We start from the raw sequence: 1,115 nt of genomic DNA on the forward strand, positions 1-1,115 counted from the left end.
CCTAACCTGGGGCGCTTCACGGCCAGCGGAATCTAGAACTCAAACCAGTGATGTCGTTGGCTTGAACAACGGTCTTCTGGTCACCGAGCGACTCGGGCCCCTGCCTTATGGCCGCGTCGACCCGGTGCGCGCGGACGACGGCACCTCGCAGGTGCTGGAGATCGAGCTGGCCGAACCGTCGCTGTTCCTGCCGTACGCCGACGCAGGAGCCGCCAACCGACTCGTGACCGCGCTGACGGGCTGACCAGGCCGGGCTGCACCCGCGGGTCTGTCTCGCGGCGTCTGCGCCAGAATATCTTTACCACTGGCACAGTTCCTCGGGTCGAGCACCATCGACGTCGGACTGATCCCTGCTGCGTCAGGTCGTGAAGAGGAGACGAGTTGCCTGGTTGCGACATCGCCGTGTTCCATCTGCGGTCGACACGCCCCCATGCCCCGGAGCTTCAAGCACAGGTGGATGCCTTGAACGCACGCACCCTCGAGAGCCTGGAGCAGGTCGGCGCGCGGGCGAGTCTCGTTCCGAGCGCCGAGGTGCCCCTCGCGGAGAGCCTTGCGGCGGCCCGGGCGAGCGATGCGATCGTGATCATGGGCGGCGAGGACTTGTGGATCCACGCTTCTACGACGGGCCATCGACGTATCCCGGCAGCGGCAGCCATGAGCCGGAAGCGGATCGTGCGCAGCTCGCGGTGGTCCGTCAGGCGGTCGAGGTCGGCACGCCGGTACTCGGGGTCTGCCGAGGGATGCAACTCATCAACGTCGCGCTCGGGGGCAACCTCGTCCCACACATGACCGGGCACCGGGCCGTGCCCCAACTCGGCGATCCCTTCGTCGAGACGACGCTCTCGACGACCTCTCCCGCGCTGCGGGAGGTCGCCGCAGGGATGCGCGTGCGCTGCACACACCACCAGGCGATCGATCGCCTTGGCGAGGGCCTGCGCATGGTCGCCCGCGCGGCCGACGGCGTGATCGAGGCGGTCGTGCACGAGTCGGAGCCGGTGACCGGCGTGCAGTTCCACGCCGAGCACCCGGCCGTGCCCGAGCAGCTCAGATCACTGCTTCTGCGCCTTATCGGCCAGGTGCAGGCACGTCACGGCGGTGAGCGGATTGCGTCCTAG

The 1,115-nt window shown here is 68.2% G+C and carries 1 protein-coding gene and 1 pseudogene; both read left to right on the forward strand.

Going from position 1 to position 1,115, the window contains the following annotated elements; genetic code table 11:
- Nucleotides 1–244, forward strand: a pseudogene (locus PINTE_RS21375) (hypothetical protein); the annotation flags it as partial.
- Between the two features lie 358 nt (nt 245–602).
- Nucleotides 603–1,115, forward strand: coding sequence for a gamma-glutamyl-gamma-aminobutyrate hydrolase family protein (locus PINTE_RS22350; RefSeq protein ID WP_169798599.1), 513 nt, complete (start codon nt 603–605; stop codon nt 1,113–1,115).

Source organism: Piscicoccus intestinalis NBRC 104926, from assembly GCF_001515525.1.
In the GTDB taxonomy this organism is placed as follows: domain Bacteria; phylum Actinomycetota; class Actinomycetes; order Actinomycetales; family Dermatophilaceae; genus Kineosphaera; species Kineosphaera intestinalis.